This is a genomic window from Xanthomonas sp. NCPPB 1062 (assembly GCF_041481705.2).
Lineage (GTDB): Bacteria > Pseudomonadota > Gammaproteobacteria > Xanthomonadales > Xanthomonadaceae > Xanthomonas > Xanthomonas euvesicatoria.
In genome coordinates this window covers 4638620-4663201 of sequence record NZ_CM192987.1, presented here as the reverse complement: position 1 = coordinate 4663201, position 24582 = coordinate 4638620, and the positions used below count along the sequence as shown (strand labels likewise).

The 24582-nt window shown below is 65.5% G+C and carries 19 protein-coding genes, 1 pseudogene and 1 riboswitch; of the genes and pseudogenes, 8 read left to right on the top strand and 12 right to left on the bottom strand.

The window, feature by feature from the left end; translation table 11 throughout:
- Positions 1-227: 227 nt before the first annotated feature.
- A complete protein-coding gene (locus tag ACCQ16_RS20000; RefSeq protein WP_228729584.1) occupies positions 228-3680 on the top strand; it encodes a hybrid sensor histidine kinase/response regulator in 3453 nt (1150 codons plus the stop codon).
- Positions 3681-3776: 96 nt separating this feature from the next.
- On the opposite strand, the gene ACCQ16_RS19995 is transcribed toward ACCQ16_RS20000, so the two are convergent.
- Together ACCQ16_RS19995 and ACCQ16_RS19990 are read right to left on the bottom strand one after the other, a co-directional pair.
- Positions 3777-4361 carry a manganese efflux pump MntP gene (locus ACCQ16_RS19995; RefSeq protein WP_209261533.1) on the bottom strand — a complete coding sequence of 195 codons (585 nt, stop codon included), beginning with the start codon at positions 4359-4361 and terminating at the stop codon, positions 3777-3779.
- 12 nt (positions 4362-4373) lie between these two features.
- Positions 4374-4534: riboswitch (yybP-ykoY riboswitch) on the bottom strand.
- 265 nt (positions 4535-4799) lie between these two features.
- A complete protein-coding gene (locus tag ACCQ16_RS19990; protein WP_008571729.1) occupies positions 4800-5549 on the bottom strand; it encodes an IclR family transcriptional regulator in 750 nt (249 codons plus the stop codon).
- A 180-nt stretch (positions 5550-5729) separates the two neighbouring features.
- Between ACCQ16_RS19990 and fucP the strand changes: the two genes are divergently transcribed.
- Both fucP and ACCQ16_RS19980 read left to right on the top strand, forming a co-directional pair.
- Complete coding sequence (fucP, locus tag ACCQ16_RS19985; protein ID WP_057680794.1) at positions 5730-7031, top strand: L-fucose:H+ symporter permease; 1302 nt, start codon at positions 5730-5732, stop codon at positions 7029-7031.
- Between the two features lie 2 nt (positions 7032-7033).
- Entirely contained in the window at positions 7034-7393 is a 360-nt protein-coding gene (locus ACCQ16_RS19980) for an L-fucose mutarotase (protein ID WP_008571727.1), read from the top strand.
- 225 nt (positions 7394-7618) lie between these two features.
- Here ACCQ16_RS19980 and ACCQ16_RS19975 read toward each other — a convergent pair whose 3' ends face one another.
- From ACCQ16_RS19975 to ACCQ16_RS19950, 6 genes and pseudogenes are all read right to left on the bottom strand, one after another.
- Complete coding sequence (locus ACCQ16_RS19975; RefSeq protein ID WP_218559092.1) at positions 7619-8941, bottom strand: L-fuconate dehydratase; 1323 nt, start codon at positions 8939-8941, stop codon at positions 7619-7621.
- 576 nt (positions 8942-9517) lie between these two features.
- On the bottom strand, positions 9518-10375 hold the full coding sequence (locus ACCQ16_RS19970) for a fumarylacetoacetate hydrolase family protein (protein WP_277573371.1): 858 nt from the start codon (positions 10373-10375) through the stop codon (positions 9518-9520).
- A gap of 169 nt (positions 10376-10544) precedes the next feature.
- Positions 10545-11315: an SDR family oxidoreductase gene (locus ACCQ16_RS19965; RefSeq protein WP_218561012.1), complete on the bottom strand. Its 771-nt coding sequence runs from the start codon at positions 11313-11315 to the stop codon at positions 10545-10547.
- On the bottom strand, positions 11312-12184 hold the full coding sequence (locus tag ACCQ16_RS19960) for an amidohydrolase family protein (RefSeq protein WP_277573372.1): 873 nt from the start codon (positions 12182-12184) through the stop codon (positions 11312-11314). Before ACCQ16_RS19960 ends, ACCQ16_RS19965 begins: the two co-directional genes overlap by 4 nt.
- Complete coding sequence (locus ACCQ16_RS19955; RefSeq protein ID WP_372380098.1) at positions 12181-13191, bottom strand: aldo/keto reductase; 1011 nt, start codon at positions 13189-13191, stop codon at positions 12181-12183. Before ACCQ16_RS19955 ends, ACCQ16_RS19960 begins: the two co-directional genes overlap by 4 nt.
- A pseudogene (locus tag ACCQ16_RS19950) lies at positions 13188-13425 on the bottom strand (hypothetical protein). The gene ACCQ16_RS19955 and the pseudogene ACCQ16_RS19950 overlap by 4 nt, the downstream one beginning before the upstream one ends.
- Positions 13426-13497: 72 nt before the next feature.
- Here ACCQ16_RS19950 and ACCQ16_RS19945 point away from each other — a divergent pair.
- On the top strand, positions 13498-15120 hold the full coding sequence (locus ACCQ16_RS19945) for a family 43 glycosylhydrolase (protein ID WP_218490338.1): 1623 nt from the start codon (positions 13498-13500) through the stop codon (positions 15118-15120).
- A gap of 208 nt (positions 15121-15328) precedes the next feature.
- Here the strand turns inward: ACCQ16_RS19945 and ACCQ16_RS19940 are convergent, their stop codons facing one another.
- Positions 15329-15532 carry a hypothetical protein gene (locus tag ACCQ16_RS19940; RefSeq protein WP_005922076.1) on the bottom strand — a complete coding sequence of 68 codons (204 nt, stop codon included), beginning with the start codon at positions 15530-15532 and terminating at the stop codon, positions 15329-15331.
- A gap of 3 nt (positions 15533-15535) precedes the next feature.
- On the bottom strand, positions 15536-16099 hold the full coding sequence (locus ACCQ16_RS19935) for a peroxiredoxin family protein (protein ID WP_014091440.1): 564 nt from the start codon (positions 16097-16099) through the stop codon (positions 15536-15538).
- Positions 16100-16652: 553 nt separating this feature from the next.
- On the opposite strand from ACCQ16_RS19935, the gene ACCQ16_RS19930 reads away from it, so the two are divergent.
- Positions 16653-17561, top strand: coding sequence for a DUF4424 domain-containing protein (locus ACCQ16_RS19930; RefSeq protein ID WP_218499223.1), 909 nt, complete (start codon positions 16653-16655; stop codon positions 17559-17561).
- 286 nt (positions 17562-17847) lie between these two features.
- Here ACCQ16_RS19930 and ACCQ16_RS19925 read toward each other — a convergent pair whose 3' ends face one another.
- Entirely contained in the window at positions 17848-18516 is a 669-nt protein-coding gene (locus tag ACCQ16_RS19925) for a response regulator transcription factor (RefSeq protein ID WP_008575987.1), read from the bottom strand.
- Positions 18517-18690: 174 nt separating this feature from the next.
- Positions 18691-20634, bottom strand: a complete 1944-nt coding sequence (acs, locus tag ACCQ16_RS19920; RefSeq protein WP_277573375.1) for an acetate--CoA ligase — start codon at positions 20632-20634, stop codon at positions 18691-18693.
- Between the two features lie 296 nt (positions 20635-20930).
- Between acs and ACCQ16_RS19915 the strand changes: the two genes are divergently transcribed.
- The 3 genes from ACCQ16_RS19915 (at position 20931) to ACCQ16_RS19905 (ending at position 24441) form a co-directional block, all read left to right on the top strand.
- Positions 20931-22313: a DcaP family trimeric outer membrane transporter gene (locus ACCQ16_RS19915; RefSeq protein ID WP_008575984.1), complete on the top strand. Its 1383-nt coding sequence runs from the start codon at positions 20931-20933 to the stop codon at positions 22311-22313.
- A gap of 86 nt (positions 22314-22399) precedes the next feature.
- Positions 22400-22717, top strand: coding sequence for a DUF485 domain-containing protein (locus tag ACCQ16_RS19910; protein ID WP_008575982.1), 318 nt, complete (start codon positions 22400-22402; stop codon positions 22715-22717).
- Positions 22714-24441: a cation acetate symporter gene (locus ACCQ16_RS19905; RefSeq protein ID WP_029820732.1), complete on the top strand. Its 1728-nt coding sequence runs from the start codon at positions 22714-22716 to the stop codon at positions 24439-24441. The genes ACCQ16_RS19910 and ACCQ16_RS19905 overlap by 4 nt, the downstream gene beginning before the upstream one ends.
- The last annotated feature ends 141 nt before the right edge of the window (positions 24442-24582 follow it).

Genomic DNA, 24582 nt, shown 5'->3' with positions numbered 1-24582 from the left:
CAGATATGCCCCCAGTCCGCGCGGGCATGTTTGCGCAATCTGCGATGCCAATGCCCGGCAAGGCGGGGGTAGTGCAGGCCACCAAGGCCTTGCGCAGCCCGGCAGGACGCAACGCGCATGCCGATGCACCCACACCGCAGAGCCGCCCGGCCCGGATGCGGCGCCTGCAACGCCGATGTGCGCGACTGCGTAAACTCCACCGCTGGCGCTGCGCCACGTCGGAGGACATGTTGGTCTCGAGCTGGATCCTGCTGCTGGTCTCCCTTGGTTACGCAGCCCTGCTGTTCGGGGTGGCGTGGTGGGGCGACCGCCGCCCGCTGTATCCGGAGCGGCCGTGGCTGCGGCCGGCGGTCTACAGCCTGGCGCTGGCGGTGTATTGCTCGTCGTGGACCTTTTACGGCGCGGTCGGCTCGGCGGTGCGCAATGGCATCGGCTACCTGCCGATCTATCTGGGCCCGCTGCTGTTGCTGCTGTTCGGCTGGCGCATCATCGAGCGCCTTGCGCTGATCGCGCGCGCCGAAAATACCGTGTCCATCGCCGATTTCATCTCCTCGCGCTACGGCCGTTCGCGCCGGCTGGCCGCGCTGGTGGCGGTGATTGCACTGATCGGCATCGTTCCGTACCTGGCGCTGCAATACAAAGCGGTGGCGATGAGCCTGGAAGTGCTGACCGGGCATAGCAGCGCCGGGCGCGGCATCTTCGCCGACCCGGCGTTGTATGTGGCATTGCTGATGGCCTTGTTCGCCACCTTGTTCGGCACCCGCCAGGTCGACGCCACCGAACACCACCGCGGCATGATGCTGGCGATCGCACTGGAGTCGGTGATCAAGCTGGTCGCCATCGTGGCGGTGGGGCTGTTCGCGTGGCTATGGTTGAGCGAGCACCAACTGCATATCGCCGATTCGGCGCGCACGCTGTTCGAGCACACGCCGTCGGTGGGCTTCATTTCGCAGACGCTGCTGAGTTTTCTGGCCGTGATCTGCCTGCCGCGCCAGTTCCATGTGGCGGTGGTCGAATGCAGCGACGTTGGCGATATCCGCCGTGCGCGTTGGTTCTTCGGCGCCTATCTGGTGATCATCTCGGCGATGGTGGTGCCGATCGCTTCGGCAGGCATCGCATTGTTCGGCAAGGGCAGTGCGGTGGTCGACGATGCGGTGGTGCTGGCCCTGCCACTGAGCCAGGGCAACACGGTGCTGGCGCTGGTGGCGTATGTGGGCGGTTTCTCGGCGGCCACCGGCATGGTGATCGTGGCCAGCATCGCGCTGGCCACCATGGTCAGCAACGACCTGGTGATGCCGGTGCTGCTGCGTCGCCGCGGCAGCGCCGATGCGCGCGCGGCGGTGGCCTCGCGCGTGTTGTGGATCCGACGTGTTGCCATCTTGCTGCTGGCGCTCATTGCCTACGGGTATCACCGCAGCGTGGCCAACGACACCACGCTGGCTGCGTACGGGCTGATGGCATTTGCCGCGGTGGCGCAGTTTGCGCCCGGTGTGATCGGCGGGCTGTATTGGCGCGGTGCCAGCCGCAAGGGCGTGGAGACCGGCATGGCGCTCGGCTTCATGACCTGGATCTACACGCTGCTGCTGCCGGCGGCCACGCGCGCCGGCTGGCTGCAGACCGACTGGCTGGTGGACGGGCCCTTCGGTATCGCCTGGCTGCAGCCGCAGCAGCTGTTCGGCATGCGCGGCTGGGACCCGTTGGCGCATGGCACGTTCTGGTCGCTGCTGATCAACGTGGGCGCGATGATGCTGGTCTCTGCGCGCTGGCGTCCCGGCGTGGACGAACGGCTGCGTGCAGCGCCGTTCCTGGATCCGTACGCGCAGCGCCCGGCGGTGGCCGGCGACTGGCCGGGACATGTGCGCGTGGCCGATCTGCAGGCGCTGGCCGAGCGTGTGGTGGGCGAGCGGCACGCGCATCGCGCTTTCGTCGACCAGGCGGTGCTGCTGGAACGCGAGCTGCAGCCCACCGTGGTGGCCGACCGCGCCTGGGTACAGTTCACCGAACGCCTGCTCGCGGCCTCCATCGGCGCCGCCTCCGCGCGCCTGGTGCTGACCAGCCTGTTGCGCGGTTCGGGCATGGAACTGGGCGAAGTGGTGGCAGTGCTGGACGAAGCCGGCCAGGAGCTGCGCTTCAATCGCGAGATCTTGTCCACCACGCTGGAAAACATCAGCGCCGCGGTCAGCGTGGTCGACCCGGACATGCGCCTGACCGCCTGGAACCGGCGTTATCAGCAGTTGTTCGGCTATCCCGATGGCATGTTGTATGTGGGCCGGCCGGTGGCCGATCTGATCCGCTACAACGCCGAGCGCGGCGAACTGGGCGAGGGCGATATCGAAGACCAGATCGATCGGCGTATCCGGCATATGCGCGCCGGCTCGCCGCATGTGTTCGAACGCACCCGCAGCGACGGCAAGGTGATCGAGATGCGTGGCCAGGCGCTGCCGGGCGGTGGCTACGTCACCAGCTACAACGACATCACCGACTACAAGCGCGCCGAACGCGCGTTGCTGGACGCCAACGAAAACCTGGAACAACGCGTGGCCGATCGTTCGCGCGAAGCCGAGCTGGCGCAACAATCCAAGACCCGCTTTCTGGCGGCCATCAGCCATGACGTGTTGCAGCCGCTCAACGCCGCACGCCTGTTCGCCTCGGCCTTGCGCGAGAGCCTTCAGCACAACGAAGAGCAGCGGCATCTGGCCGAACGCGTGGATGCCTCGCTGCGTGCGGCCGAAGAATTGCTCGACGGCTTGCTCGACGTCTCGCGCCTGGATGCCGGTGGATTGCGTCCCACGGTCGAGGATTTCGACGCCAGCGCGCTGATGCACGAGCTGGCCGCGCAATACGCGCCGGTGGCGGCCAGCCGTGGTCTTCAGCTACAGGTGCATGTGCGCCCGATCTGGGTGCGCAGCGACCGCCGCCTGCTGCGCCGGGTGATGCAGAACTTCCTGGCCAATGCGCTGCGCTACACGCGCCAGGGCCGCATCGTGCTGGGCATGCGCGGGCGCGGGCAGCAGGTGGAGCTGCAGGTGTGGGACACCGGCCCTGGCATCCCCGAGCACCACATGCGGCAGATCTTCGAAGAATTCCGCCGCTATCAGCAGCCCTTCGATTGGGGCGAGCAGGGCCTGGGCTTGGGCCTGTCGATTTGCCAACGCATCTCGCGCCTGCTCGACCACGACCTGAGCGCGCGCAGCCAGGTCGGCCGCGGCAGCATGTTCTCGATCCTGTTGCCGCGTGTGGCGCCGGTTCCGGTGGCACCGCTGTTGCCGGTGACGGCCGCACGTGCATCGCCCAGTGGCGATTCGCTGGCCGGCCTGCGCGTGCTGTGCGTGGATAACGACCGCGAAATTCTCGATGGCATGCGCGCGCTGCTCGGTCGCTGGCAGGTGGAGGTGATCACCGCCAGCACCGTGGACCAGGCACTGGAACGTGCGCGCGAACAGCCGGACCTGATGCTGGTGGATTACCACCTGCACGACCGCATGGATGGCCTGGACACGCTCGATGCCGTGCAAGCCGCCGCACCGGCGCCGATCGCCGGCGCCCTGCTCACGGCCGACGGCCGCGACGAACTCAAGCAGCTTGCGCGCGAACGCGGTTATCGGCTGTTGACCAAGCCGGTGAAACCGGCCTCGTTACGCGCGTTCCTGAGCGCCTACCACGATGCAAAGACACGCTGACAGGTGCGGCTGCAGCGTAGGAGCGTGCCTGCGCGCGATTGGGCATTACCGATAACGCTCCGTCGCGCGCAGGCACGCTCCTACGAGGAGAGGTGCTTACGCCGCGCCGCTCAGGTGCTCGTAGAGAATCACGCTGCCGACGATCACCAGGATCAGTCCACCCAGGATTTCGGCGCGCTTGCCGATCAGATTGCCCAGCGCGCGGCCCAGCATCACTCCGGCAGTGACCATGCTGAAGGTGCACAGGCCCACCACCACCGCCACCACGCCGATATGCACATCAAGAAACGCCAGGCTGACGCCGACCGCCATCGCATCGATGCTGGTGGCAAAGCCGGTGGTGGCCAAGCCCAGCACGCCATGCCGTTTTGGCGTGTCGGAGGCTGCGTCTTCGGCCTCCTCCGGCCCGTTGCGCAGGCCGGCCACGATCATGTGCGTGCCCAATGCGCCCAGCAGCACGAAGGCGATCCAGTGATCGTAGGCAGACACATAACTGGATGCGGCACGGCCCAGCAGCCAGCCGATCACCGGAGTGATGGCTTCGATGCAGCCGAAGATCAGGCCGGCGCGTAGCGCATCGCGCCACTGCGGTTTGCGCATCGCCGCGCCCTTGCCGATCGCCGCGGCAAACGCATCGGTCGACATCGCAAAACCGATCAACACAATGGAAAAAGGAGACATCGACACTCTCGGGTTGGGCACGGTCACAACGGCATGCGCCCGCGCCAACCGTCGTCGTGCACGCATGCCGCTGGTCTCGCCAAACCGAACTGGTTGCCTGCACCACGGCGCACTGGCCGAGTATGTTGATGCAGGCGCTTTCGATGCACGAAAGCAGGCTACTCCCCAAGGGGCGCGCAGTGTACCAACGCATTGCCGCGTTCGGTGCGTTTGCACTGCACGCGAAGGTCGGTCTGATCTTTATAGCCGTGGCTATCCGGGCGCCATGCGTGCGGCCTGCCCGCTTCTTCGAGCTGCCCAACAAGTGTGTATTTCTTACATCGCAGGCATCGACGTGCGGCGCAGTGGCAGCACGGGCGATGCGGCATCGCGCAGGAGCCGGGCGCCTGGAAACGCGTATGGCAGGCGACGGCGCGCGTGCGCCGGGCGTGCAAGTGGCTAGTGCAGCGCGCTGGAAATCTCGGCGGTTGCCGCACACAGGGCCTGCAACGCCGCTTGCGGGCTCACCAGCGCAGGGCGCCGTTCGATGAAGGGCACCGTGAGCGTGTAGCTGGCGCTGCCGCGTTGCAGGATCGGTGCAGTCAGATCGACCACGCCCACCACTGCCTCGCTGGGCTGCATGGCATAGCCATCGCGGCGCGCCTGCGCGGCGGCGGCCAGGAACTGCGCGCGCTCGAATGGCACGTCGCTGGCTTCGAGCATGTCCAGCCAGCGCGCCTGCACCTCCGGCTGCTGGAAGGCGAACAGCACCAGCCCGGAGCTGGAATGCGTCAACGGGCGACGATGCCCCGGGCGCACCACCAGGCCCAGGTCGCTGGGCACGTCCATTTGCGCGATCACCACGATCTGGTCGCCGGACGGCGCCACCAGGTGGCAGGGCTGGGAGATCGCATCGGACAGCCGCCGCATCACCGGCAACGCGGCCTCGCTGATGCTCTGCACGTGCGGCTGCTGCATGCCGAGCATGAACAGCCGGTTGGTCAGCACGTAATCGCCTTCGCCATCGCGCGTGAGGTAGCCGCGCTCTTCCAGCACCTGCAGCATGCGAAAGATCTCCCCGCGCGAGCGCCCGATACCCTGCGAGATCGCGCCCATGCTCATCGGCTGCGCCTGGCGGGCGAGCAATTCCAGGATGTCCAGCCCCTTGTCCAGGGCGGGTGCGCGGTACTTGGCGGGTTCGGTGCTCATCCGTTTGCGGGTCCAGGCAAGGTGCGGCGCGCCAGGGTACAGGCATCGCAGGCACGGCGGCGGTGGATGTCTCTTCGTGCAAATATAAACAAAGATTTTATATTTGCATGGCGCTGGCCTGCGCAGTACGCTCGCCCGATTGCAACGCAAGCGCCACAGCCTTGGGAGGGGAACGGTCGCATGCATCACAGTGACATTGCCGCGTCGCCGCGCGGCAACCTGGCGCGTACCGCCATGGTTCCCCTGTTGTTGATCGTCAGCCTGTTCTTTCTATGGGGCATGGCCAACAACCTCAACGACATCCTGATCAAGCAGTTCAAGAAGGCGTTCGAGCTGACCGACCTGCAGGCCGGGCTGGTGCAGAGCGCGTTCTACATGGGCTATTTCGTGTTTGCGATGCCGGCAGCGATGTTCATGCGCCGCTACAGCTACAAGGCCGCGGTGGTGCTGGGCCTGCTGCTGTACGCCTGCGGTGCGTTCCTGTTCTATCCGGCCGCCCAGGTGCACACCTACTGGCTGTTCCTGCTGGCGCTGTTCGTGATCGCCAGCGGCCTGGCGTTCCTGGAAACCACGGCCAACCCGCTGGTGACCGTCCTTGGTCCGGCAGATGGCGCGGCGCGGCGCCTGAACCTTGCCCAGGCGTTCAACCCGCTGGGCTCGATTACCGGCGTGCTGGTCGGCCAGCACTTCATCTTCTCCGGCGTGGAGCACACCCCGGCCGAACTGGCAGCGATGGCGCCGGCCGCGCGCGAGGCGTTCTTCGCCACCGAATCGGCGGCCGTGCAGATGCCCTACCTGATCATCGGTGCGGTGGTGGTGCTGTGGGCGATCCTGATCGCGCTGGTGCGTTTTCCCAGCGGCGCGCCGGAGGCAGACACCGGCGTTGCGCCCAGGCGCGCACGCTTCGGCGAACTGCTGCGTAACCGCTTGTTCGTGTTTGCGGTGGTGGCGCAGTTCTTTTACGTGGGCGCGCAGGTCGGCATCTGGAGTTATCTGATCCGCTATCTGCAGGACGCAGTGCCTGGCACGCCGGAAAAAACCGCTGCGACCTATCTGACCATCTCGCTGGTGCTGTTCATGGCCGGCCGCTTCATCGGCACTGCGCTGTTGCGTTACCTGGCGCCTGCGAAGCTGTTGGCAAGTTTTGCCGTGATCAATCTGGTCTTGTGCGCGGTGGCCATCGCGCTACCCGGCTGGACCGGGCTGTACGCGCTGGTGGCGGCCAGCGTGTTCATGTCGGTGATGTTCCCGACCATTTTTGCGCTGGGCCTGGACGGCATGCACGACGATGCCCGCAAGCTGGGCTCGTCCATGCTGGTGATGTCCATCATCGGCGGTGCCTTGCTTACGGCGGTGATGGGCGCGGTATCGGATATGGCCGGCATCCACTGGGCGATGGTGGTGCCGGGTGCGTGCTTTGCGGTGATTTTGTCGTTCGCGTTGCGCGCACGTCGCGCGGCGCCCGTCGTTGCAGGAGCCTGAGCATGCCGCGTCTTTGTTATGTGCTGGATCTACACGACGATGCAGCGCTGATCGCCGAGTACGAGCGCTGGCATCAGCCCACCGAGGTGTGGCCGGAGGTAGTGGCCTCGCTGCAGCAGGCCGGCATCCTGGAATTGGAGATCTTTCGCAGCGGCGACCGGCTGGTGATGCTGATGGAGGTCAGCGAGGACTACGACCCGGCCGCCAAAGCCGCGCGCGATGCCGCCGACCCGCGCATCCAGGCGTGGGAGCAGTTGATGTGGCGGTTTCAGAAACCGCTGCCCGGCAGTGCCCCAGGCGAGAAATGGCGGCAGGCCGGGCGGATCTTCGCGCTGGGCGAGGCGATCCACGCGCAGCGCTAAGAGCGCCCTCATCCGCCCTGCGGGCACCTTCTCCCGCAGGCGGGAGAAGGGCATGCTCCGCGTTGATCCAGGCGTGGCAGGTTTAGGCAGCCAGCCGTTGGCTGTTCTGCATGGCCGAAAGTTCAGGCCGAGATGTGTCAATCCGAATTGCCGAGCGGTCCCGTACCGTTTCCTTCACCCGCGCGCGGGAGAAGGTGCCCGAAGGGCGGATGAGGGAACGCGGGCTCAGGTCTTCGCGCTGGCCGCCAGATCCTCCACCCAGAACCGTCCACCCGGATAGCTGAACTCCGCGATCGAGGCGGCGTGCATTTCCGCGGAGAAACCAGCCGCTTCCGGGGCCAGATAGCGGCCGTGGCGAATGCGCACCGGGTCCAGGAAGTGTTGGTGCAGGTGGTCGACGAATTCGATGGCGCGGTCTTCCATCTTGCCGGTGATGGCCACGAAATCGGCCATGGCCAGATGCTGCACCAACTCGCAAAGACCGACACCGCCGGCATGCGGGAACACGCGCACGTTGAACTTGGCGGCCAGCAGCAGGATGGCGAGATTCTCGTTGACCCCGCCCACGCGCGCGGCATCGATCTGGATCAGGTCCACCGCGCCGGCCTGCAACAGTTGCTTGAACACCACGCGGTTCTGCGTGTGTTCGCCCGTGGAAACCGGCACCGGCGCGATGCCCTGGCGGATGGCGGCATGGCCGAGCACGTCGTCCGGGCTGGTGGGTTCTTCGATCCAGGCAATGTCGAATTCGGCCAGCTGGCGCATCCAGTCGATGGCAGGGCCCACGTCCCAGCGCTGATTGGCATCGACCGCCATGGCGATATCCGGGCCGATCGCTTCGCGCGCCAGGCGGCAGCGGCGAATGTCGTCGCGCACGTTGGCGCCAACCTTGAGCTTGATGGTGCGGAAGCCGTCGGCCACCGCTTCCTTGGCCAGCCGCACCAGCTTCTCGTCCGAGTAGCCGAGCCAGCCGGGCGAGGTGGTGTAGGCGGGGTAGCCTTGCTCGATCAGCTGCGCGATGCGCTGCGCGCGCTTCGGCTGCGCAGCGCGCAGGATGGCCAGCGCTTCGTCGCGGGTGAGCGCGTCGGTGAGGTAGCGGAAGTCGATGGTGTCGACCAACTGCTCGGGCGTGAGTTCGGCGATGAAGCGCCACAGCGGCTTTTTCGCCGCGCGTGCGGCCAGGTCCCAGGCGGCGTTGATCACCGCGCCGATGGCCATGTGCATCACGCCCTTTTCCGGGCCCAGCCAGCGCAGCTGCGAGTCGTTGGTGAGCCGGCGCGCGAATGCGCCCAGATCGGCGATGACCTCGTCGACCGACAGGCCGATCACATGCTCGGCCAGGGCCGCCACCGCGGCGGTCTGCACGTCGTTGCCGCGGCCGATGGTGAACACCAGGCCGTAACCGGCCAGGTCATCGGCTGCATCGGTGCGCAGCACCACATAGGCGGCCGAGTAATCCGGATCCGGGTTCATCGCGTCCGACCCATCGAGCTCGCGCGAGGTGGGGAAGCGGACGTCATGGGTTTCGAGGGCGATGATGGTGCGCATGAAAATCCTGGGCGGTGAAGGGTGGAAGAAGAACGGACCGACAAGAACGGAAACAGAGAATTGCTTTAGCCCCTCTCCCACCGGGAGAGGGGTTGGGGTGAGGGTACGAACGCTTAGCGCCAGGGATGTTGAGGCGCTGCAGTGACTCATGCCTTTGCAACGCAGCCCAATGAATCGATCGCACAACCAGCTGTGTATTGCCATCGAAGCGCTACACCGTTTTTGAAATGCAACGCGGCGGCAAACTCCGCAAGAGCAACGTGCTTGTGATGCGTCAGCATGAGCGTCTACATGTCAGACCAAACAACAGACGGCATGACATCGAATTGCGCGACTCCGTGGCTACGTACCCTCACCCCAACCCCCGCTCCGCGCCCCGGCCCGCGCCAGCAACGCGGGCGCTTCAAGGCACGCGCACCAATGGCGCGCAAGCTGTGCCTTGGCGCCCCGATGGGAGAGGGGCTTTGCGTTGTCGTGCGATTCGAGTTGCGTGAGTCCTTCGGCTTTCGCGCAAGAAAAATTCTTAGGGGTGGTACGCAATGTAGTGCAGTGCTACCTCAATCCTTCTAGAGAACCTCAAGCCGCATCGCGCGGGTGCGCCACCACCGGCTGGCGCTGACGACCCAGGCCTTCGATCTCCAGCTCCATCACATCGCCGGGCTTGAGGTAGACCGGCGGCTTCTGGCCCAGGCCCACGCCCGGCGGCGTGCCGGTGCTGATCACATCGCCCGGCATCAGCGTCATATAGCGGCTGATGTGGCTGACCAGTTCGGCCACGCCGAACACCATCGTGCGCGTGCTGCCGTTCTGGTAGCGGTGGCCGTTGACCTCCAGCCACATCGACAGGTTCTGCGGGTCGGCGATTTCGTCGCGGGTGACCAGCCACGGGCCGATCGGGCCGAAGGTGTCCGCGCTCTTGCCCTTGACCCACTGGCCGCCATGTTCGAGCTGGAACTCGCGCTCGGACAGGTCGTTGATCACTGCGTAGCCAGCCACATGATTCAGCGCTTGCTCCACCGATACATCGCGCGCCACGTCGCCGATCACCACGCCCAGCTCCACTTCCCAGTCGCTCTTCACCGAGCCACGCGGGATGATCACCGTGTCATTGGGGCCGCACACCGCCGTGGTGGCTTTCATGAAAAGAATCGGCAGCTTGGGCACTTCCATGCCCGATTCGGCGGCGTGGTCGGCATAGTTCAAGCCTACGCAGATGAACTTGCCGATGCGGCCCACGGCGGCGCCGTAACGCTGCTCGCCTTCGATCACCGGCAGCGCAGAGACATCCAGCGCGCGCAGCTTGTCCAATCCGGCGTTGGTGAGATGCTCGCCGGCCACGTCGTCGATCAAACCGCTGAGGTCGCGGATGCGGCCTTCGCTGTCGATCAGGCCAGGGCGTTCGTGGCTTTCGGCGCCAATGCGTACGAGTTTCATGCGGTCTTCCTTTGCAGATGAGAAGGGGAGCGGCTAGCAAACCTAGCGCGCATGCATCGGGTGGGTAAGGACGGTGTGCGCATCCCGACGCAGACACATGCGACAGATCGCGTCACGCGATCGCTGCGCCTGCGTGTGTGGTGGGCGGCCGCATGCGTCGTTGCCGTGCTCAGTTGGACCAGCCGCCATCGATGATGTGGGTCTGGCCGGTGGTGAACGACGATTCGTCCGAAGCCAGGTACACCACCAGCTGCGCAATCTCGCGTGGGTCGCCCAGGCGGCCCATCGGTTGGCGGTCGGTGAAGCTCTTCCACACCGCCTGTTCGTCGCCGCCCAGGGCCTTGACGCGTTCGCCCAGCGACGGCGTCTTGATGGTGCCCGGGCAGATCGCGTTGCAACGCACGCCCTGCGCCACGTAGTCGGCCGCGATCGCCTTGCTCAGGCCGATCACCGCGGCCTTGGTCACGCCATACACGAAGCGGTTGGGCACGCCCTTGATGCTGGAAGCCACCGAGGACATGTTGATGATGCTGCCGCGGCCGCGTTCGAGCATGCCCGGCAATACCGCCTTGCAGGTGTAGTACATCGCATCGACATTGATCGAGAACGAGCGGCGCCATGCCGGCTCATCGCAGTCGAGAATGCTGCCCTGATGCACGAAGCCGGCGCAGTTGAACAGCACGTCGAACGGGCCGTGTGCGGCGATCAATGCGTTGATCGCGGCGGCGTCGGTGACGTCGAGCAGATGGGTGGTGATGGCATCGGATTCGGCGGCCAGCGCCTGCAAGGCCGCGGCGTCGATGTCGGTGGCAATCACCTGTGCACCGGCGCGTACACAGGCCAGCGCGCTTTCGCGCCCGATGCCGGCGCCGGCGGCGGTGATCAGGCAGCGCTTGCCCTGCAGGCGGGTGTTGGGTGTGGTGGAGATCGAGACAGTCATACCGATGAGGTTCCGTGGGTGGGGGCCGCCGGCCGTGGCAGACGATAGAACGTGCGTGCGTTGTCGCCGAAGATGGCTGCCGCGTGCTCGGCGGCATGCCGGGTGACGAGTTGCTGGGCGAGCGCGAACCAGTGCGCGTAGTCGGCGCGCAGGGTCAGCACCGGCCAGTCGCTGCCCCATATCAGCCGCTGCGCGCCGAAGCGGGCGAACAGATGCGCCACGTACGGCTCCAGCGCGTCCACGCCCGCGCCGCGCGCGGCTTCGGTGAGCAGGCCGGAGAGTTTGCAATGCACAGTGGGATGCTGCGCCAGGGCCGCCATGCCGGCGGCCCAGGCAACGAACTCGCCGGCCGCAATCTGCGGCTTGCCGCCGTGATCGACCACCACGCGCAAGCCCGGATGGCGCTTCAAGCGTGCCTGCAGTGCCGGCACGTGCACGGCACGAATCAGCGCATCGAAGGCCAGATCGTGCGCCAGCAGTGCATCGAAGGCGGCATCCAGGGCGGGACTGGCCAGCCAGTGCACGTCGGCGATGTCCTGCACCATCGGGCGCAGGCCCTTGAGTACGCCGCCGCCGGCATGCACCAGTGCGCCGATGCGTGCAGCGGCATCGGGCGCAGCGAAGTCCACCCAACCCACCACGCCGGCAATGCGCGCGTCGTCGCGGGCCAGCTCGAACAGGTAACAGGTCTCGGCTTCGGTGGCGGCCGCCTGCACCACCACCACGTGACCGACATTGGCCGCGTCCAGCGCAGCGCTGACGTCATCCGGGCCGAAATCGCGGTACAGCGGTGCCAGCTCGGGCGTCAGCCAGTGGTAATCGCCACGGGCCAGGTGCCAGAAATGCAGGTGCGCGTCGACCCGGCTCATGGCGTGTGCAACTCCGCTGCGAGCAGGCCCTCATCGCGCAGGCGTTGCCACAGTGCCGATGGCACCGGAGCCGCAAGCCGCGTGGCAGCCGATCGCACTTCGGCCACGGTGCGCATGCCGGCCACCACCGTGGTCACCGCCGGGTGCGCCAGCGGGAACTGCAAGGCGGCCGCGCCGATATCCACCCCGAACGCCGCGCAGGCCGCGTACAGCCGCTGCGCATGCTGCAGCGTGGCGGTATCGACCGGGGCGTAGTTGTAGGTGGCGCCGGGGCCGCGTGCGTCGCTGAGCAGGCCGGAGCTGTACGGGCCGGCCGACAGGATCGCCACATCGCGTTGCTGCGCCTGCTGCAGCAACGCGCGCGCGCCGTGCTGTTCCAGCAGGGTGTAGCGGCCGGCCAGCATCACGCAATCGAGCGGAAAACGCGGCAACACCTCCAGTGCCACGTCCTGCTCGTTGACGCCCAGCCCGATCGCCCCGCAGGCACCGGCCGCCTTGAGCTCCGCCATCGCAGGCAAGGCCTCCTCCAAGGCCTGGCGCAGCACGTTGGTGTGGTTGTCGCCGTGGGTGAGCGCGCCGATGTCGTGCAGCAGCAGCACGTCGATGTAGTCGGTGCCCAGGCGCTGCAGGCTGGAGTCGAACGCGCGGCGTACGCCGTCGGCGCTGTAGTCGAACTCGGCACGCCGCCCGGCCACCGCAAAACCATCGCGCCCGGCAACGGCGTGGGCGTCGTCGTAGACGCAACGGCCGACCTTGGTCGACAGCGTGTAGTCCGCGCGCGGCACACCGGCCAGGCCACGACCCAGACGCGCTTCGCTCAGCCCGTAGCCGTAGTAGGGCGCGGTATCGAAATGGCGAATGCCGGCCTCGAACGCGCCTGCGACCGCTGCCAGTGCGTCTGCTTCGTCCACTTCCGTGTACAGGTTGCCGATCGGGGCGGCACCGAAGCCCAGTGCAGAAAGCTGCACGTCCGTGCCGCCCAGACGCTCCCGCGCCACGCCGCTCATGCGCGCCGCTCCGCGAGCAGGGCGCAGGTGCGGGGGCTTGAAGAATCCGTCGAGCAGAAGCTGAGCATTGCAACGTCCACCATCCGGCAGGTGCCGGACTGTTCGCATATGAATATGGCAATCATCAATGAACAGATCACGCTGCAGTGCAGCATTGCGGTGCCCGGGTCTGCACACCGTCGTGAGGCCGGCGGCGCTATGTCGGATTTCGCAACTGGCATGACCAGTTCCTATAACGCCCGGCCTGCGGTTGCGGCATGAAAGCCGGTGCGGCTAGATACCTGCCTTCTTCGACGAAGCTGACGCATGGCAGACACGACACGGCGGGACTTGTTCAAGGGACTGGCTGCCGGCGCACTGGTCGCGCCGCTGGCGGCCGCGGCCCAGGCGTCGACGCCACAGTGCGCAGGCACCCCGCCATGGGCGCGCGGTGTGGAGGGGCAGCGCAAGGCGGATCTGGGCAACGGCACCTATCTCAATCCCATCGTGGCCGGCGATCACCCCGACCCCACCATCCTCAAGGATGGCGACGACTACTACATGACGTTTTCGTCGTTCTTTTCCTACCCGGGCATCGTGCTGTGGCATTCCACCGATCTGGTCAACTGGACCCCGATCGGCCCGGCGTTGCATCAGGGGCTGGGCACGATCTGGGCGCTGGACCTGTGCAAGCACAACGGTCGCTACTACATCTACATCCCGGCCAATCCGGACGACACCGGCTGGTCGATCTTCGTGATCTGGGCCGACGACATCCGCGGGCCGTGGAGCGCACCGATCGACCTGAAGATCACCGGCTGCATCGATCCCGGTCACGTGGTCGGCGAAGACGGCAAGCGCTATCTGTTCGTCAACGGCATCCGCAAGGTACGCCTGCGCGATGACGGCCTGGCCACCGACGGGCAGCTGGAACCGGCCTACGCGCCGTGGCGCTATCCAGACCACTGGGTGGTGGAGAATTTCGCGCCCGAGGGCCCCAAGCTGACCTGGCACGATGGGTGGCTGTACCTGGTCACCGCCGTTGGCGGCACTGCCGGGCCGGTGACCGGGCACATGGTCATCGCCGCGCGTTCGCGCTCGGTGCATGGGCCGTGGGAACACTGCCCGCGCAACCCGCTGGTGCGCACCCAATCGGACCAGGAGCCGTGGTGGTCGCGTGGGCATGCCACGCTGGTGGAAGGGCCGCGCGGCGACTGGTGGATGGTCTATCACGGCTACGAAAACGGCTTTCGCACGCTGGGGCGGCAGACCTTGCTGGAGCCGATCGAGTGGACGGCCGACGGCTGGTTTCGCGCCACTGGCGGCGATCTGTCCAAACCATTACGCACACCGGCACGCGTGCCTGCCGCCGGCATGGTGCCGGCGACGGGGTTGGCGTTGTCCGACGATTTTTCCAGCGACAGGTTCGGCACCCAATGGAGCCTGCATGCGCCCAAGCCCGGCGAACAGGCGCGGGTGCGGCGCGCGAACAAGGCGCTGACGCTGGCCTGTGCGGGCAGCTCGCCGATCGACAGCACGCCACTGACCTGCGGCGTGCCCGATCGCGCCTACATGGCAGAGGTGACGCTGGAACTGGTCGGCAATGCCGAAGGCGGCATTGTGTTGTTCTATAACCACAAGGCCTTCGTCGGCATCGGCTTCACTGCCGACAGCATGAAGACCTACGAATATTCCGAAGAACTGGTCTGGGCACGCGCACCCAACACGCATCGGCGCATTCGCGTGCGGCTGACCAACGATCACCAGGTCGTAGGGTTCGAGTATTCGGTCGATGAAGGCCGGCAATGGACGCGCCACCCCACCCGCATGGAAGTCTCCGGATTCCATCACAACGTGTTCGGCGGTTTTCTCAGCCTGCAGCTTGGCGTGTATGCCGCGCAGCAAGGCGAGGTGGTATTGCGCGATTTCCGCTATCGCGCGCTGAGCTGAGCGCGCATCACGCCACCCAGCGTGACAGTCAAATGGCGAGGCCCGGGGGGACCTCGCCGTCAGGCGTAACAGCGACCATCGAGGCCTTGCGCACAGCGTCAGCGGGATGCGGACGGCGCGAAGAATCGACATGGATACGCGGTACATGCCGATTCCGTACGCCGGCCTGCTCCATCTGGCAGCGACGCGGTCGCTCTATCGATCGCAGTTAACCGCAGCAGTAGCAGACGTTGCCCTGGCCCAGGTCGCCGCCGAATTCCGGACACTCGGCTTTGCAGGCCCATGCACTACACGATTCGACTTTCGGCTGTGCGTTATCGACCGCCATCACCTGGAAGGCACCGAAGCCGGTGCTGGCCAGAAAGGTCGCTGCCATCAACGCACTACGCAAGCTTACCCAACGCTTCTTCATGCATTACTCCTTCACCGTTGCAAAAGCCGCTGGCGCGTCCGTGCGGCGCAAGGCGGCAACGAGGTCCTGCACCCGCTCCGTGGTATCGAAAACGCCAAGATGCGAATGACGCACGCGCCCCTCCCCATCGATGGCCATCAGCAGCGGCACGTTGCGTGCGCGGAACAGCATCAACGCGCGACGATCGGTCAACGTGACCACCGGGAAATCGAAACCGTGCACATGTGCGTAGCGCGCAGCCTGCGCGGCATCGCAATGGCACACGCCCAGCAGCTGCGGCCGGCCGGGCAGGTTGGCCTGCAGCTCGCGCGCTGCCCGCAGCACGGTCGGTGCCGAGCGCTGGCAGTACGGGCAGGTGGTGGTGAAAAAGAACAGCACCTGCGCCGGCCCATGCGGCGCACCGAGCAGATGCCGTCGGCCATCGCCATCGGTCGCTTCGATACGCGGCACGTACATGCCGTCATACGGCGTGCTGATGCGCGTCTGCAGCCAGTGTTGCTGCACGCGTAGCTGCCGGTTCTGCCACGCCAGCACGGCAATCAATGCACAGGCCACCAGCAGGCCCATCCAGAGCCAGGGGAAACGTCGCGCCATGCCAGCTCCAAAGCGTCCTTGGTGCTCGAGCCTTGCCCAGGCATCAGCTCATGGTCAATGGTGATATCGACAACTGCGATGTCGCACGGTCTGCGGTTGTGGATGCGATCACGCCCCCGCGCTTGGGCTTGTCACTGACGCGTGGTGTCGCGATTGGCATTTGCGCAATCAGCGCGCCATGGAAGCGTGCCTGCGGCATTGGCGTGGCACGCGTAGGGAAGGCCGGATGACGATGCGAGCGCACTGGTGCGTTCAAATCACCCAACACGCTAAGCGGACCCCACAGCGACACCGCCACCAAGGCGAGCGAGCGCCTGTGGACGGTCCAGGCGCGTCGCCTCGCGTGCAGGCTGATCCGTAGGCCAGGCCAACGCCACCAGCAAGCACGACAGCACCACAAACACATCAGACCCTGCGCCATTGCCGCACGCGTCGCGCGACGCGCTGCCCACCATCCGGTCGAGCCCGCGCGTGGCATGCTGTGCGGCCCGGCGCGCGGGTACGCCGGCCTTTCAAGGATCACCTCATGCGCGCAATGGCGTTTTTCGTCCGGCTGTGTGTGCTGGCACTGCTTGCCTGCAGTGCTGCACAGGCCAATGACAGCAGTTTCGGCGACGACAATGGCACCATCCGCCTGCTGCATCAGCCCGACATCAGCATGGACCGCGAAGCGCTGTTGCTCAGCGAAGAACGCGTGCAAGTGGACTATGTGTTCACCAACACCAGCGAGCGCGACCTGAGCGTGCCAGTGGCCTTCCCGATGCCGCCGATGTACTTCGGCATGGCCGACCATAATGCGCTGAGCGATTTCAAGCTCTGGGCCGACGGCAAACCGGTTGCCACCACGCGCAAGCTGGTGGTGTTGCTGGATGACGGCAGCGACATCTCCACCGCGTTCGCCGCCACCGGCTGGACCCAGGACGATGTCGCCGCGCTCACCGAATCGGCCACGTCACCGAAGGGGCGCAAGCCGCTGCCCGCGCGCTGGGTCGATGGCGATGGGCAACCGCGTTTCACGCTCAACGCCTACTTCGTCTGGCAGCAGAAATTTCCTGCCAAGGCAAGCGTGCAGATCCGCCACACCTATACACCCAGCCTGTCTACCGGCGTCCCGCAGCCCAGCAGCTATTTGCTGAAGGCGTATGCAAAAGACACCTGCATCGAACCGGCGACCAAAGCCAGCATGCAGCGTCGTGAAGGCAAGTACGGGTTAGGATGGGCCAATCTGCGCTACGTGCTCACGACCGGCAAAAACTGGAGCGGCCCGATCAAGGACTTCCAGCTGACCATCCGCAAGCAGGCGGCCAGCGACATCCTGAGCCTGTGTTTCGACGGCGAGCTGAAAAAGATCGACCCGCTAACCTTCCAGTTCAAGCAGGCCAACTTCGTGCCGATGCGCGATTTGAACGTGTTGTTCGTGCGCGCACCGGAATAAACCGGACAAGCAGCAGGGCAGCAGGGCGCGACGAAGTGTTTTGCAACGCTCACCACGATCGTATGCGCCAACGCGCATCGGTTGTCTTCTGCAAAGCGTTGCCGAGAACGCGCATCGTACCCAGGTGCGCTCCTACGTTGGTGCCACGCTGCGTTGCATGGCACGTCCGTCGATTGCCCACCACCGATGGACGGCCGAGGTAGCGGGAGCACGGGCACGAGCGCACCCGGACGCGGCCCAGCGTTACCGATCAACCCCAACGCACGCAGCCCTACACCTGCGCGCGTCAGTCTTCTTCCGGCGGCGGCAGCACGATGCCGTCGGCATCGATGGCGAGCTTGCCGGCCATCAGCACTGCCTGGGTGCGATTGGTGACGCCGAGCTTGCGCAGGATTGCGGTGACATGGGCCTTGATGGTGGCTTCGGATACGCCCAGGTCGTAGGCGATCTGTTTGTTGAGGCGCCCCGCGCCCAGCATCTGCAACACGCGAAATTGCTGTGGCGTGAGATCGCGCAGACGCTGGCCAACCTCGCGTTCCTCGCTGTCGGTCGGCGGCAGGTTTTGCGCTTCGGCCGGGATCCAGCGCTCGCCATCGAGCACGGTGGCCAGCGCCCGCCCGATGGTGTCCGAATCGGCGGATTTGGGAATGAAGCCGAACGCGCCGTGGTCGATCGCGCGCCGCATCACGGTGGGCTCTTCGCGTGCGGAGACCACCACCACCGGCAATTGCGGATGCAGCGAGCGCATGTGCACCAACGCGCTGAATCCCTGCGCGCCAGGCATGTTGAGATCCATCAACAGCAGATCGGCGTCCGGCTGCGCATCGGCCAGGGTGTACAGCGCATCCACGTTATCGGCTTCGAACAGTTCGACCCCCGGCATCACGCGCTGCACCGCCCCGCGCAAGGCTTCACGGAACAGGGGATGGTCGTCGGCGATGAGCAGGGTGGTCATTGGGGAGCCGGGATTGGGATTGGGGATTCGTAAAAGCAGGGATGTTGGGATTCGTAACTGCCCGCACGCATTACTGTTCGACAATGCAGATCCGGAGATGAAAATGGAAAGAGATTGGAAAGCCGCTTCTGCGAATCCCCAATCCCGAATCCCGAATCCCGGCCCTTCGGCGCGTCAGCGCGCCAGACGTTCGTTGACCAGCGAATCCACTACCGACGGATCTGCCAGCGTGGAGGTGTCGCCGAGCTGGTCGGGCGCGTTCTCGGCGATCTTGCGCAGGATGCGGCGCATGATCTTGCCCGAGCGGGTTTTGGGCAGGCCGGGCGCCCACTGCAAGTGGTCGGGCGAGGCGATCGGGCCGATCTCCTTGCGCACCCAGCTGACCAATTCCTTGTGCAGGTCTTCGCTCGGGCTCTGCCCGGCGATCAGGGTGACGTAGGCATAGATGCCCTGGCCCTTGACGTCATGCGGGAAGCCCACCACGGCCGCTTCGGCGACCTTGGGGTGCGAAACCAGCGCGCTTTCCACTTCGGCGGTGCCGATGCGGTGCCCGGAAACATTGATCACATCGTCCACGCGGCCGGTGATCCAGTAGTAGCCGTCGGCATCGCGACGGCAGCCGTCGCCGGTGAAGTAGCTGCCCGGATAGGTGCGGAAGTAGGTGTCGATAAAGCGCTGGTGGTCGCCGTACACGCTACGCATCTGGCCCGGCCAGGAATCGAGCAGCACCAGATTACCTTCGGTGGCGCCTTCCAGAATCTTGCCTTCGGCATCGACCAGCGCCGGCTGCACGCCGAAGAACGGCAAGGTGGCCGAGCCCGGCTTGAGATCGACCGCGCCGGCCAGCGGCGAAATCAGGATGCCGCCGGTTTCGGTCTGCCACCACGTATCCACGATCGGGCAACGGCTGTCACCGACCACCTCGTAATACCAGCGCCAGGCTTCCGGATTGATCGGCTCGCCAACGCTGCCAAGCAGGCGCAGGCTCTTGCGCGAGGTCTTTTTGACCGGTTCCGCACCGTCGCGCATCAGCGCGCGAATCGCGGTGGGTGCGGTGTAGAAAATGGTGACCTGATGCTTGTCGATCACTTCCCAGAAGCGCGACACGTTCGGGTAATTGGGCACGCCTTCGAACATCACCGCGGTGGCGCCATTGGCGAGCGGGCCATAGACGATGTAGCTATGGCCGGTGACCCAGCCCACGTCGGCGGTGCACCAGTAGATGTCGTCCTCGCGCAGGTCGAACACCACTTCATGCGTGTAGCTGGCAAACAACAGATAGCCGGCGGTGGTGTGCAACACGCCCTTGGGTTTGCCGGTGGAGCCGGAGGTGTAGAGGATGAAGAGCGGGTCTTCGGCGTTCATGCGCTCGGGTGTGCACTCGGCCGGCTGGCCGTTGACCACATCGTGGAACCAGCGATCGCGCGGTGCCTGCATCTCCACTGCGCCACCGGTATGGCGCACCACCAGCACGGTTTCCACCGTATCGGTGCCGGGAATCTTCAGCGCTGCATCGACATTTGCCTTGAGCGGAATCTTCTTGCCGCCGCGCAGGCCTTCATCGGCGGTGATGATCAGCTTGCTCTGGCAATCGATCACGCGGTCGGCGATCGAGTTGGCGGCAAAGCCGCCGAACACCACCGAATGCACCGCACCGATACGCGCGCAGGCGAGCATGGCCACAGCGGCGTCGACGATCATCGGCAGATAGATGGTGACCCGGTCGCCCTTCTTGACGCCCAGGTTGCGCAGCGCATTGCCCAGCTTGCAGACGCGCTCGTACAACTCGCGGTAGGTGACCGGGTAGGAGGCCGCATCCGGGCTGTCGGGTTCGAACAGCAGTGCGGTCTTGTCGCCGCGTGTGGCCAGCTGGCGGTCCAGGCAGTTGACGCTGGCGTTGAGCTCGCCATCGCCGAACCAGCGGATATGGAAGTCGTCCAGCGCGTAGCTGACGTCCTTGATCTGGGTGGGTTGCTTGAACCATTCGAGCCGCTGCGCGGCCTTGCCCCAGAACTGTTCGGGGTGTTCGATCGATTCGCGGTACAGCGCGGCGTACTGCTCGCGCGTCACGCGCGCATCGGCGGCGAACGCGGGATCGACGGGATAAACATCAGCCATGGCACCCTCACTTGCGATGAACTTGTCGGAAGAGGGCGTTGCGGCTGCCCTCGGTAGACAATCAGTGTGCCGCATCCATTCTGTCCCGGCGGTCAACGGCGCCTTAGACCATGGTCGTAACCGGGGTGAGTGCGCCAACGCACATGCCAGACGTGCTGCGGTGCGACCATCGGTCATCTTGCGCAATGCTGCGTTGCAGCTACGACCAAAGGCGAATAGGCTCCGAAGCGCGGACTGCCTCACGCTCCGCACAGCATCGCCATCAAGCGCGAGGCCTTCATTGGGGAGAGGGTTCCATGAAACACCGTATTGCACCGCTGGTGCGCCATCCGTTGGCGGCCGCCTTGTTCGTGGCCACCATTTTGCCGGGCGCTGCGTTCGCCCAGACGTCCAAGGAAAAGGCACTGGAAGCGCGTATCGCCGAGCTCGAGCGCCAGGTCCAGATGCTGGTGTCTGCGCAGCAACAGCAGCAGGGCCAGATCGCGCAGACGCAGACGCAGGTCACCGAAGTGCGCACCTTGCAGGCGCAGACGCCGCCTGCACCGGCGGTGCCGGCCGGCAAGAAGCCGATCCAGCTGACCAGCATCACGCCGAACGCGTTGCCGGGGACAACGTTCCGTTACGGTGGTTTCATCAAGGCCGACTTCATGACCACCCGTACCAGCGACGGCGCATTGCCTGAGGGTGCGGTGGGGCGTTACCTGTATATCCCGACCCAGACGCCGGTCGGCGGGCAGGCGTCCAGCACCGATACCGACTTCCATGCCAAGTTCTCGCGCTTCAATCTGGGCGTGGACACCGTCACCGAAAACGGCGACAAGCTCACCGCCTTCATCGAACTGGATTTCTTCGGCAACGCGCTGGCCAACCAGGTCAACAATCTGTATGGCGGTACCTTGCGGCACGCCTACATGAGCTGGAACAACTGGCTGGCCGGTCAGACCTGGTCCAACTTCATCGATCCCACCATCCTGCCGGAAGCGGCCGACATCGTCGGGCCGACCGACGGTGCGTTGTTCAGCCGTCAGACCCAGATCCGGTACACCCGCGGCGCTTTCAGCGTGTCGGCCGAAAACCCCGAGACGCTGACCACCCCGTACCAGGGCGGCAACACCATCCTGGCCTCGGACCATGGCGCGATGCCGGACCTGACTGCACGCTACAACTGGAAGGGGACCTGGGGCACCTTCGGTCTGTCGGCCATTGCGCGCCAGTACCGCACCCGCAGCGCGCTGACCAACGACACCGACTTCGGCGGTGCCATCGCCGGCGGCGGCCGCTGGATCATCAACTCCAAGAACGATCTGCGTTACCAGCTCAGCTACGGCGAGGGCCTGGGACGCTATCTGGGCCTGGGCAACGGCTCGGATGTGGAGATCGACATCGACGGCAATATCCAGACCGTCACCACGGTTGCCGGTTGGGTGGCCTGGCGCCATGACTACAACGCCAAGCTGCGCAGCACCCTCATGTACTCGCGCGTGAATTACGACCATTCGCTGGCCAATACCGGTGGGCTTGCCAGCAAGTCCCAGCAAAGCATTCGCGCCAACGTGTTCTATTCGCCGTTGCCGAAGGTGGATGTGGGCGCCGAGCTGATGTACGGCCGTCGCGAAGCCGAAAACGGCGACAGCGGCGACATTTCGCGGCTGCAGTTCACCACCAAGTACAGCTTCTAGCGTTCTGCCACTGGCGGCCTGCTCCACTGCGGTGGAGCGGGCATCGCCGCCTTATGTCTTACCAGCGCTCTACCAGGAGACAGACCATGACCGTCTCGAATGACGCGTTGATCGCCAAGATCGATGCCAATCCGAAGTACCACGCACTCAAGCGTCAGCGCAACACGCTGGGCTGGACGCTCACCATACTGATGTTGCTGGCCTATTACGGCTACATCGGCCTGATTGCCTTCGACAAGGAATTCCTCGCCAAGCCGATCGGTGCCGGCGTGACCTCGATCGGCATCCCGATCGCGATCGGAGTGATGGTGTTCACCATCGTCATCACCGCCATCTACGTGCGTCGCGCCAACAACACCTACGACCAGCTGACCGCGCAGATCCTGGAGGAAGCCCGCAAATGAGCAAGATTTCGCGCCTTCTCCTGATCCTGGCCGGCCTGATGCCTGCCGGCATCGCGCTGGCCGCCGGCGGCGACCTGGGCCAGGTCGACAAGCAGCCCACCAACTGGGTGGCGATCGCCATGTTCGGCTTCTTCGTGCTGGCCACCCTGTGGATCACCAAATGGGCGGCGGCCAAGACCAAGTCGGCCGCCGACTTCTATACCGCTGGCGGTGGCATCACCGGTTTCCAGAACGGCCTGGCGATCGCTGGCGACTTCATGTCGGCGGCGTCGTTCCTGGGCATCACCGCTGCGGTGATGGCCAACGGCTACGACGGCCTGATCTATGCGATCGGCTTTCTGGTCGGCTGGCCCATCCTGACCTTCCTGATGGCCGAACGCCTGCGCAACCTCGGCAAGTACACCTTCGCCGACGTGGCCGGTTACCGCTTCGCGCCCACAGCGATCCGCAGCTTTGCGGCGTCGGGCACCTTGGTGGTGGTGCTGTTCTATCTGATCGCACAGATGGTCGGTGCCGGTGCGCTGATCAAGTTGCTGTTCGGCCTGGACTACTGGGTGGCGGTGACCCTGGTCGGCGTGCTGATGATGATCTACGTGTTGTTCGGCGGCATGACCGCAACGACCTGGGTGCAGATCATCAAGGCCGTGCTGCTGCTGACCGGCGTGACCTTCATGGCCGTGGCGATCATGTGGCATTTCAACTTCAGCTTCGAGGCGCTGTTTGCCGAAGGCGTGCGGGTGAAAACCGCGGTCGCGGCCAGCGGTGGCGCTTCGCCCGAGGATGCAGCAAAAGCAGGCTTGTCGATCATGGGGCCGGGCGGTTTCGTCAAGGACCCGATTTCGGCGATTTCCTTCGGCATGGCGCTGATGTTCGGTACCGCCGGCCTGCCGCACATCCTGATGCGCTTCTTCACCGTTCCCGATGCCAAGCAGGCACGCAAGTCGGTGCTGTGGGCCACCACCTGGATCGGGTACTTCTACATCCTGATCTTCATCATCGGCTTCGGTGCGATCGCACTGGTGTTGACCAACCCGCAGTTCGCCGATGTCGCCACCGGCACCATCCACGGCGGCAAGGGCGCGGCCAACATGGCGGCGGTGCTGGTCGGTAACGCGGTGGGCGGCAACGTGTTCATGGGCTTCATCTCGGCGGTGGCCTTCGCCACCATCCTGGCGGTGGTGGCCGGCCTGACCCTGTCCGGCGCCTCGGCGGTGTCGCATGACCTGTATGCCACGGTGATCAAGAAGGGTAACCCGGCGCCTGGTTCGGAGCTCAAGGTCTCGCGTGCCACCACCCTGGTGCTGGGCGTGATCGCGGTGCTGCTGGGCATCGTGTTCGAGAAGCAGAACGTTGCCTTCATGGTGTCGCTGGCCTTCGCCATCGCCGCCTCGGCCAACTTCCCGGTGCTGATCCTGTCGTTGCTGTGGAAGAACTGCACCACCCGTGGTGCAGTGACCGGTGGTTTCCTCGGCCTGATCTCCTCGCTGGTGCTGACGATCCTGTCGCCGTCGGTGTGGGTGGACACGCTGGGCAACGCGGCCGGCTCGGCGCCGTTCCCGTACACCTCGCCGGCGCTGTTCTCGATGACGATTGGTTTTGTCGGCATCTGGTTGTTCTCGGTGCTGGATCGCAGCCCGCAGGCAGCCAACGAACGCGCTGCCTTCAAGGCGCAGCAGATCCGTGCCGAAACCGGCCTGGGTGCCAGTGGCGCCTCCGGTCACTGATCGACGGGTTGATGGTTGCTGTGATCGCAGAACGCCGGCCCAGTGCCGGCGTTCTGCGTTTTGGCGATGCCGCCGCTGTTGGGGCGGCCCGGCCAGGAACGTGTGCGAGATGCCCGCGCGGCCCTGGCCCAGGTGGCCGCG